Source organism: Sphingobium sp. JAI105, assembly GCF_015752145.1.
In the GTDB taxonomy this organism is placed as follows: Bacteria; Pseudomonadota; Alphaproteobacteria; order Sphingomonadales; family Sphingomonadaceae; genus Sphingobium; species Sphingobium xenophagum.
Genome location: NZ_JADOUC010000002.1, coordinates 586,507 through 595,000, shown reverse-complemented (window position 1 = coordinate 595,000; position 8,494 = coordinate 586,507). Strand labels below are relative to the sequence as shown.

Here is an 8,494-nt window from a genome sequence, read left to right as displayed (position 1 = left end):
CCTTCGGAAGAAGGAGGCCCCACATATGCGCAAGCACTTGTGGGGGGCACAGGCCAGGGGGTAGCGACTGTTTAGCAAAAACACAGGGCTCTGCTAAGTCGGCTTCAAGACGACGTATAGGGCCTGACGCCTGCCCGGTGCCTGAAGGTTAAGAGGAGGAGTGCAAGCTCTGAATTGAAGCCCAGGTAAACGGCGGCCGTAACTATAACGGTCCTAAGGTAGCGAAATTCCTTGTCGGGTAAGTTCCGACCTGCACGAATGGCGTAACGACTTCCCCACTGTCTCCAGGATATGCTCAGCGAAATTGAATTCTCCGTGAAGATGCGGAGTACCCGCGGTTAGACGGAAAGACCCCGTGCACCTTTACTGCAACTTCAGAGTGGCATTAGGAAAGAGCTGTGTAGCATAGGTGGGAGGCTTTGAAACTTGGGCGCCAGCCTGAGTGGAGCCATAGGTGAAATACCACCCTGCTGTTTTCTGATGTCTAACCTCGCACCGTTATCCGGTGCAGGGACCCTCTGTGGTGGGTAGTTTGACTGGGGCGGTCGCCTCCTAAAGAGTAACGGAGGCGCGCGATGGTGGGCTCAGGACGGTTGGAAACCGTCTGTTAGAGTGCAATGGCATAAGCCCGCCTGACTGCGAGACTGACAAGTCGAGCAGAGACGAAAGTCGGTCATAGTGATCCGGTGGTCCCTCGTGGAAGGGCCATCGCTCAACGGATAAAAGGTACGCCGGGGATAACAGGCTGATGATTCCCAAGAGCTCATATCGACGGAATCGTTTGGCACCTCGATGTCGGCTCATCACATCCTGGGGCTGGAGCAGGTCCCAAGGGTTTGGCTGTTCGCCAATTAAAGTGGTACGTGAGCTGGGTTCAGAACGTCGCGAGACAGTTTGGTCCCTATCTGCCGTGGGCGTCGAAATTTGAGAGGAGTTGACCCTAGTACGAGAGGACCGGGTTGAACATACCTCTGGTGTACCTGTCGTCACGCCAGTGGCGCAGCAGGGTAGCTATGTATGGACGGGATAACCGCTGAAAGCATCTAAGCGGGAAGCCTCCCTCAAGATAAGATTTCACAGGACCGTGGAAGACCACCACGTTGATAGATCGGATGTGGAAGTGCGGTAACGCATGAAGCTAACCGATACTAATTGTCCTATTCGCGCTTAAACGGTTCATCACGAACCGCAGAGTCCCACCATCAATGACAGCTCTGGACAACAGATGCCTGACAGACATGGTCGGTTATCAAGCCAGCCAGATACAAATCTCACAAACACACGTGCACGGTATCGATTATAACCCCTTATATGCGCCTGCTTCATTGCTTGGTGACCATAGCGTCTGTGACCCACCCGATCCCATCCCGAACTCGGCCGTGAAACCAGTCTGCGCCGATGGTACTATTGCTCAAGCACTGGAAGAGTAGGGCGTCGCCAGGCATTGAAGCACGCGCATATCAGGACACAAAAACCCATTCACAGTTCATCAAAGGGCGGACCCAAAAGGTCCGCCCTTTGTCCTTTGGTGACGCGGGATGGAGCAGCCCGGTAGCTCGTCAGGCTCATAACCTGAAGGTCGTAGGTTCAAATCCTACTCCCGCAACCACAGGTCGCTGTATCAAACCGTTGCGGATCATCCCGGGGCGGTTTTTTTATGCCCTTTTTGGCGGATTTGCGCCGTTTCCTGAGATCGCAATGTCGCTCATCGGATCGCGGCAAATCCCAGGACGTCGATTTGCATTTGGGGGTATTTTCTGGGGTAATCGCCTGCGTCCAGCAGGAGATACCCCCATGCCCCTCAAGGAACTCGAGGTCCGTTACGCTACCAAGCGATCTAGAGATTATAAGCTGGCCGATGGCCAAGGCCTTTATCTGCTGGTCCGTCCTACCGGCTCGCGCCTTTGGCGCATGAAATATCGGTTCGACGGTAAAGAGAAGCTGCTTTCGTTCGGACGCTATCCTGAGGTTACTCTCGCACAGGCACGTCTGCGTCGCGCTGAGGCCAAGCTCGCCATTGCCAGGGGCGAAGATCCTGGACCCAGGGCGGCAGTGCCGATCGTCAGCTTTGAGGTTGCCGCACGGGCCTGGCATGCCAATCGGGTGAGCGCGCTGGAGCCTGGCCATGCAGCACGCATCCTTTCGCGTCTGGAGCGGGACGTATGGCGCGGCGATCTGGATGAGAAGTTTCCGTCAATCAGGATGAGAACTGATCGTCGCGGTTTTCAAGTGGTGCCTGCTTTGATTGACGCTGGCAAGCGCTACTCGCAGGTTTGATTGTCGCTGCGCGACATTTCCTCGTTGGACTTGATTGTCGCGAAGGTCGGTGGCCGACCAGCGCGTGATTGTCGCTGGATCGCCGAGCGGCGGCGGTAGCTCTCGACATTCATCTCGAAGATTGTCGCATGGTGAACGAGGCGATCCACCGCGGCGAGTGTCATGGCGGGATCGGGGAAGACCCGGTTCCATTCACCAAAAGGCTGATTGGCGGTGATGAGCGTAGAACGCCGTTCGTACCGTGCGCTGATCAACTCGAACAGGACGGACGTTTCGGCCTGATCCTTGGTTACATATGCGAGGTCATCGAGGATCAGCAGATGATATTTGTCGAGTTTGGCTATCGCGGCTTCGAGCGCCAGCTCACGGCGGGCAACCTGAAGTTTCTGGACCAGATCGGAGGTGCGGGTAAACAGGACGCGCCAGCCATTTTCGATCAACGCAAGGCCGATTGCGGCGGCCAGATGGGTTTTACCCCCACCTGGTGGACCAAAGAAGATGAGGTTAGCGCCTTTTTCGAGCCAGCCATCACCAGAACACAGCGCCGTCACCCGGGCGCGGGAGATCATTGGCACTGCATCGAAGGCGAAGCTGTCGAGAGTCTTGCCGGGTGGCAGGCGGGCTTCGCCCAGATGCCTTTCGATCCGGCGTCGGTCCCGTTCTGCGATCTCATGCTCAGCGAGCGCCGCAAGCAAACGGGCACCAGGCCAGCCTTCCTTGTCGGCCCGCGTGGTAAAGTCGGGCCAGATCAGTTTGATTGCCGGCAGGCGCAGGTCGTTGAGGATGAGGCTCAGGCGCTGGGCGTCGATAGCCGGAGCGTTCCGGCTCATGCGGCTTCTGATCTGCCCCCACCGAGTGGACCGATTGGTTTGTTAGTGCATTAAGCTCATCGCCGCCATATCCGGGTGGAGGTGGAGCGAAGCGGAACCGGAGGCCGGATATGGCGGTGTCGCCGTTTCCGGGGCCGGTGGTCGATAGCCCAGGCTGCTATGCGGGCGGACGGTGTTGTAATGCCGCCGCCAGGCTTCGATCAGCACTTTGGCCTCGGCAAGGCTGTAGAAGATCTCGCCGTTGAGCAGTTCGTCGCGAAGCGACCCGTTGAAGCTTTCGTTATAGCCATTCTCCCATGGTGAACCCGGCGTGATGTAGAGCGTCTTCACGCCGATCTGCCCCAACCATTTCTGGACGGCAGTCGCGATAAATTCGCTGCCATTATCGGACCGTATATGCGCCGGTGGCCCGCGCGAGATGAACAGGTCGGCGAGCGCTGCCAGAACATCCTCATGCTTGAGCTGCCGCGCGACGATGAGCGCCAGGCACTCCCTGCTGGCCTCGTCGATGATCGTCAAAATGCGGAACTTGCGCCCGTTGAGAACGGCGGTGGAATACTCGGCCACGGTAGCGGCGGGATAGGTCCGCTGCGGGCGGCGTAAAAGTCGTCCACCTTGAAGCCTTTCTGCTTGGCAGGGAGGACTGGGGATTTTCAGCGTGGAACTCTATCTGAAGGTACGTCTGGCTTGTGCGGAAGGGCTGAGCCAGCGGAGCGCTGCAAAGCGTTTCAATGTGTCGCGCGACACGGTGCGCAAGATGTTGTCTTACTCGTCGCCCCCGGGTTACCGGCGCCAGACGACGCCTGCCCGTCCAAAGCTGGACGGGTTCATCGCGACCATCGATGGCTGGCTTGATGGGGACCGTGGCGTTCCGCGCAAGCAGCACCATACGGCGAAGCGGGTTTTCGACCGCCTGCGCCAAGAGCATGGGTTCACCGGCGGCTATACGATCATCAAGGATTACATCCGGGAGCGAGAGCAGCGCAGCCGGGAGATGTTCGTGCCGCTGGCCCACCCGGCGGGCGATGCGCAGGCCGATTTCGGGGAAGCGTTGGTGGAGATTGGCGGGGTTACGCAGAAGGCGCACTTCTTCGTGCTGGATCTGCCGCACAGTGACGGGTGCTACGTCCGGGCGTATCCGGCTGCCGTGGCCGAAGCCTGGGTCGACGGTCACGTCCATGCTTTCGCCTTTTTCGGCGCGGTACCCCGCTCAATCGTCTACGATAACGACCGCTGCCTGGTGGCGAAGATCCTGCCCGACGGTACGCGCAAGCGCGCATCGCTGTTCAGCGGGTTCCTGTCTCATTACCTGATCCGCGATCGCTACGCGCGCCCAGGCAAGGGGAACGAGAAAGGCAATGTGGAAGGGCTGGTCGGCTATTGCCGGCGCAACTTCATGGTGCCGATCCCGAAGTTTGAGACCTGGGAGGCGTTCAACCTGTGGCTCGAGGAGCAGTGCCGCAAACGCCAGAGCGACAAGCTGCGCGGGGAGAGCGTGTCATCGGTCGTGCAATTCTCCGCAAAAGTGGGCTTTGAAAATTCCCTAGTTGGTGGCCCCTTCATCTCATTCTGCCGGGGCTAGCCCCGGCAGAATGAGATGAGCCGACATTGTCCTCATCTCCTTTGCAGACGCGGAGACGGGGCCGATGATCCGACTTGGAGAATTGATGATGATCCTCGAACTACATCGGCAGGGCGTATCGATATCCGCCATTGCCCGACGCACTGGTCGCGACCCCAAGACCATCCGAAAATATATCGAACGGGGCATCGAGGCCCCGGTTTACGGCCCGCGCATGCTTGGCCGACCGAACAAACTGGCACCCTATCTAGAATTTTTGCGCGAACGAGTGGCGGCCTTTCCCGATCTGACGGCGGCGCGTCTGACGCGGGAAATCCGTGAGCTGGGGTATATGGGCGCCTATACCGCAGTAAAGCGGTTCCTGGCAGCGATCCGACCGGAAAACGGCCCCAAGCCCTTCGAGGTTCGCTTCGAGACGCCGCCTGGCGTGCAGGCACAGGTCGACTTTGCCCGGTTCGTCGTCGAATTTACCGATGAGCCCGGCGTCAGCCGGATCGTCTGGCTATTCAGCCTGGTGCTGGGACATTCGCGCTTCCTGTTTGCGCGCTATGTCATGCACCAGGATCTCCAAACTCTGTTGCGCTGTCATATGCAGGCCTTTGAAGCGCTCGGCGGCGTCCCGATCGAGATTCTCTACGATCGCATGAAAACCGCCGTAACCGGGGAAGATGATCAGGGTCACATCATCTACAATCGATCATTGCTGACCCTGGCGGGGCATTATCGCTTCGTGCCACGCGCCTGTCGCCCCTATCGGGCCAAGACCAAGGGAAAGGTCGAGCGGCCGTTCAGCTACATCCGCAAGGACTTCTTCCTGGGGCGGAGCTTCCGCAATCTGGAAGATCTCAATGTCCAGCTGATCGACTGGCTCGATACCGTCGCCAACGTCCGTGTCCACGGCACGACGCAGCGGATCATCGCCGATGCCTTTGCCGCCGAGCAGCCTGAGTTGCAGTTGCTCCCGGCGGGGCGCTTCGACGCGGTTCTGAAGCTGGAGCGCCGGGTCAGCCACGATGGAATGGTCTCTGTCGGCGGCAACTATTACAGCGTCCCCGACCGCTCCCGGCGCGTCGTCGAAATCCAGCAGTTGCCTGACAAGATCCGGATCATCGACCTGGGCAATGTCATTGCCGAGCATCCTGTCCTGGAGGGGCGCCGGCAGTACAGGATCGATCCTGCGCATCGGACAGGTGGCAGCGGCGCTAAGCGTCGTCACCACGCAAAGGATGCAATCACCATTGGCCGTATCGGCGAGCATGTCGCTGTGCGCTCCCTGGCGATCTATCAGGCGATCGGCAGCCAACTGGCCCGAGGAGAACGGCCATGAGCCATGGGGGTGCTGCGTCTCGCGTTGATAATATCCGCCGCAGTCTGGTCCATCTCAAAATGCCGCGCGCCCTGGAAATGCTCGACGCCACCCTGCGCGGGATCGAGCAGGGCAAGATCGATGGCGTTGAGGCGATCGACATATTGCTGAACGAAGAACTGTCGCTGCGGGAGAACCGCAGGATCAAGGCGGCCCTGCGCATGGCCAGGCTGCCGATCATCAAGACGCTGGACGGATATGACTTCTCCTTCCAGCCATCGCTCGACCGCAACCGCATCCTGGCGCTCGCTGGCCTGGACTTCATCAACCGGGCCGAGGTGGTGCATCTGCTGGGGCCACCCGGCACCGGGAAAAGCCATATCGCCACGGCCCTTGCCGTCGAGGCCGTGAAGGCGGGCAAGAGCGTCTACTTCATTCCGCTCGCCGATCTGATCGCTTCACTGACCAAGGCTGAACGCGAGGGCACGTTGCGCGAGAAGATCCGCTTCCTATGCCGATCCTCCCTGCTCGTCGTCGACGAGATCGGGTATCTTCCCGTCACGCCCGGCGGCGGCAACCTGTTCTTCCAGCTCGTCAACGCCCGATACGAAAAGGGTGCCATGATCCTGACATCCAACCGCGGCTTTGCCGAATGGGGTGATGTCTTTGGCGATCCGGTGGTGGCCACCGCGCTGCTCGACCGCCTTCTTCACCACGCTGTGGTCGTCCAGATCGAGGGCTCCAGCTATCGCATGCGACAGCACGCCGATCTGCTGCCCGAGCATGCGCGCATGGCATCGTCCATCAACCCACCGCCCTTGCCGAAACGGCGCGGCCGCCCGCCAGCAAAGGAAAAGCCCGATCTCCATCACGGCTGATCACCGACACAAACCCTCCCGCCAAACTAGGGAATTTTAGATGCCCACTTTTGCGGAATCTTCGGTGCCCGTTGACAGCGCGAGACGATCGGCGAACGCCTGGTGCGTGATCTGGCCGCGATGCAGCCCCTTCCAGCTTCGCCCTTCGAGGCTTGCGACCAGACCAGCGGACGTGTCTCGTCACAGTCCCTGGTGCGTTACAAGACCAACGACTACTCGGTGCCGGTGGCTTGGGGGCATCAGGAAGTCTGGGTCCGGGGTTATGTCGATGAGGTGGTGATCGGCTGCCGCAGCGAGGTCATCGCCCGGCATCCTCGTTGCTGGCAGCGCGAGGAGGTCATCTTCCAAGCACTCCATTATCTCCCGCTGATCGAGCAAAAGATCAATGCGCTGGATCAGGCGGCGCCGCTACAGGGATGGCAATTACCCGAGGTGTTCGAGACGCTGCGCCGATTGATGGAAGCGCGCATGCACAAGCACGGCAAGCGCGAGTATGTGCAGGTGCTGCGCCTGCTGGAGAGCTTCGATATCGCCGATCTCCAGGCGGCCGTTGAGCACGCCGTCGATCTGGGCGCCATCAGCTTCGATGCCGTCAAGCACCTGGTCCTGTGCCGGGTGGAGCGTATACCGCCCAGGCTGGACCTGGACATCTATCCCTTCCTCCCCAGGGCAAAGGTCGAGAAGACTATTGCCAGAGCCTATCTGACCCTGCTGTCTGACGGGCAGAAGGCAGCATGAGCGGCCAGCCTCCCGAGATCCTGCTCGCCCACCATCTCAAGGCGCTCAAGCTGCCCACCTGCCTTCGTGAGCATGAGAAGCTGGCCCGGCAATGCGCCGCCGAAGGCGTCGACCATATCCGCTTCCTCGCCCGGCTCATCGAGATGGAGATGATCGACAGGGAGCGTCGCATGGTGGAGCGGCGCATCAAGGCGGCGCGCTTCCCCGCCGTCAAAAGCCTCGACAGCTTCGACTTCACCGCCATCCCCAGGCTCAACAAAATGCAGGTGCTCGAGATGGCGCGATGCGAATGGATCGAGCGCCGTGAGAACGGCATCGCTCTGGGTCCATCGGGCACGGGCAAAACGCATATCGCTATTGGGCTCGGATTGGCAGCATGCCAGAAGGGGCTGTCCGTCGGCTTCACCACTGCGGCCGCCCTGGTCAGCGAGATGATGGAGGCCCGTGACGAGCGACGCCTCCTGCGCTTCCAGAAACAGATGGCGGGATACAAGCTGCTCATCATCGACGAACTCGGCTTCGTGCCACTCTCCAAAACCGGCGCTGAATTGCTGTTCGAGCTGATCTCACAGCGCTACGAACGCGGCTCGACTTTCATCACCAGCAACCTGCCCTTTGACGAATGGACCGAGACCTTCGGATCCGAGCGTCTTACCGGCGCGCTGCTGGACCGGCTAACCCATCACGTCAGCATTCTGGAGATGAATGGCGAGAGCTACCGTCTCGCCCATAGCCGCGCCCGCAAGGCCAAAAGCAACCCCTGAAAATCAGGCCAACGCCCGGGGGAGTGGCCCTCGGGCTACGCCCTCACGCCACTCCCCCGGGCGCGCGCCACAATGGCCTGGTTTTACTCCGCCCCGTGGCCGACTTTTGCGCCGCCGTT

Annotated in this window: 5 protein-coding genes, 1 tRNA gene, 2 rRNA genes and 3 pseudogenes (1 of these 11 cut by a window edge); 9 read left to right on the top strand and 2 right to left on the bottom strand. The window is 60.1% G+C overall.

The genetic code is table 11. From position 1 onward, the window contains the following. The 4 genes from IWY39_RS20215 to IWY39_RS20200 form a co-directional block, all read left to right on the top strand. A 23S ribosomal RNA gene (locus IWY39_RS20215) occupies positions 1-1,171 on the top strand; it begins 1,627 nt to the left of the window's first position. A 157-nt stretch (positions 1,172-1,328) separates the two neighbouring features. Next, positions 1,329-1,443: ribosomal RNA gene (gene rrf / locus IWY39_RS20210) — 5S ribosomal RNA — on the top strand. Positions 1,444-1,532: 89 nt separating this feature from the next. Further along, positions 1,533-1,609 (top strand) — tRNA-Met (locus tag IWY39_RS20205). A 185-nt stretch (positions 1,610-1,794) separates the two neighbouring features. Then, complete coding sequence (locus IWY39_RS20200) at positions 1,795-2,277, top strand: Arm DNA-binding domain-containing protein (protein ID WP_181316838.1); 483 nt, start codon at positions 1,795-1,797, stop codon at positions 2,275-2,277. Here IWY39_RS20200 and istB (IWY39_RS20195) read toward each other — a convergent pair. After that, on the bottom strand, positions 2,262-3,107 hold the full coding sequence (gene istB, locus IWY39_RS20195; protein WP_019054274.1) for an IS21-like element helper ATPase IstB: 846 nt from the start codon (positions 3,105-3,107) through the stop codon (positions 2,262-2,264). The two genes, IWY39_RS20200 and istB (IWY39_RS20195), sit on opposite strands and share 16 nt — an antisense overlap. Before the next feature lie 42 nt (positions 3,108-3,149). Further along, a pseudogene (locus tag IWY39_RS20190) lies at positions 3,150-3,647 on the bottom strand (integrase core domain-containing protein); the annotation flags it as partial. Positions 3,648-3,765: 118 nt separating this feature from the next. Between IWY39_RS20190 and istA (IWY39_RS20185) the strand changes: the two are divergent. The 5 genes and pseudogenes from istA (IWY39_RS20185) to istB (IWY39_RS20165) form a co-directional block, all read left to right on the top strand. Beyond that, positions 3,766-4,602, top strand: a pseudogene (istA, locus tag IWY39_RS20185) (IS21 family transposase); the annotation flags it as partial. A 151-nt stretch (positions 4,603-4,753) separates the two neighbouring features. Then, positions 4,754-6,016: an IS21 family transposase gene (gene istA, locus IWY39_RS20180; RefSeq protein WP_145169980.1), complete on the top strand. Its 1,263-nt coding sequence runs from the start codon at positions 4,754-4,756 to the stop codon at positions 6,014-6,016. Continuing rightward, positions 6,013-6,873, top strand: a complete 861-nt coding sequence (gene istB, locus IWY39_RS20175; RefSeq protein ID WP_145169982.1) for an IS21-like element helper ATPase IstB — start codon at positions 6,013-6,015, stop codon at positions 6,871-6,873. Before istA (IWY39_RS20180) ends, istB (IWY39_RS20175) begins: the two co-directional genes overlap by 4 nt. A gap of 75 nt (positions 6,874-6,948) precedes the next feature. Further along, positions 6,949-7,611 (top strand): annotated as a pseudogene (locus IWY39_RS20170) (Mu transposase domain-containing protein); the annotation flags it as partial. Then, the gene (gene istB, locus IWY39_RS20165) at positions 7,608-8,375 is read left to right on the top strand and encodes an IS21-like element ISSsp5 family helper ATPase IstB (RefSeq protein WP_145170006.1); all 768 of its coding nucleotides are present in this window, start codon (positions 7,608-7,610) and stop codon (positions 8,373-8,375) included. The pseudogene IWY39_RS20170 and the gene istB (IWY39_RS20165), both read left to right, overlap by 4 nt. The last annotated feature ends 119 nt before the right edge of the window (positions 8,376-8,494 follow it).

Bases quoted from the DNA above. Each gene is read 5' to 3' on its own strand.
- istB (WP_145170006.1), top strand. From the start codon at position 7,608: ATGAGCGGCCAGCCTCCCGAGATCCTGCTCGCCCACCATCTCAAGGCG.
- istA (WP_145169980.1), top strand. From the start codon at position 4,754: ATGATCCGACTTGGAGAATTGATGATGATCCTCGAACTACATCGGCAG.
- istB (WP_145169982.1), top strand. From the start codon at position 6,013: ATGAGCCATGGGGGTGCTGCGTCTCGCGTTGATAATATCCGCCGCAGT.
- istB (WP_019054274.1), bottom strand. From the start codon at position 3,107: ATGAGCCGGAACGCTCCGGCTATCGACGCCCAGCGCCTGAGCCTCATC.
- IWY39_RS20200 (WP_181316838.1), top strand. From the start codon at position 1,795: ATGCCCCTCAAGGAACTCGAGGTCCGTTACGCTACCAAGCGATCTAGA.